The sequence below is a fragment of the Phytoactinopolyspora endophytica genome, from assembly GCF_004138495.1.
Lineage (GTDB): Bacteria > Actinomycetota > Actinomycetes > Jiangellales > Jiangellaceae > Phytoactinopolyspora > Phytoactinopolyspora endophytica.
Map to the genome: position 1 here is coordinate 113,400 of NZ_ML142870.1, position 438 is coordinate 113,837.

General features: G+C 70.5%; 1 pseudogene. It reads left to right on the plus strand.

Going from position 1 to position 438, the window contains the following annotated elements:
- Window positions 1–110 precede the first annotated feature (110 nt).
- Window positions 111–438 (plus strand): annotated as a pseudogene (locus tag ELR45_RS39630) (dihydrodipicolinate synthase family protein); the annotation flags it as partial.

The following is a 438-nucleotide window of genomic DNA, read 5'->3' on the forward strand; positions in this document are numbered from 1 at the left end:
CCCGCTCAGACTCGGCGAGCTGGCGTCCCCGGACGACTGACGCCCACGCGTGCTCCCGCTACCGCATGTTCACTACCGGAAGGATCCCCGTGACCGCCAACACCTCGTACGACCCCCGCGGCGTCACCGTCGCGACCACCCTCGCGTTCAAGGAAGACGACGGCGCCCCCAGCGGGCTGGCCGTCGACTACGACCGCTTCGCCGCCCATTGCGCCTGGCTGGTCGAGAACGGCTGCCACGGCATCGGTCCCAATGGTTCGCTCGGCGAGTACTCGTCGCTCACCGACGAGGAGCGCCGTCGTGTCGTCCAAGTCGCCGTGGAGACCGTCGGCGGACGCGCCTCCGTCATCGCCGGTGTCCACGCTCCGGGCTGGCATCAGGCGCAACAGTGGGCCGAGCTCGCCAAACAGGACGGCGCCGACGCCGTCCTGCTCCTGC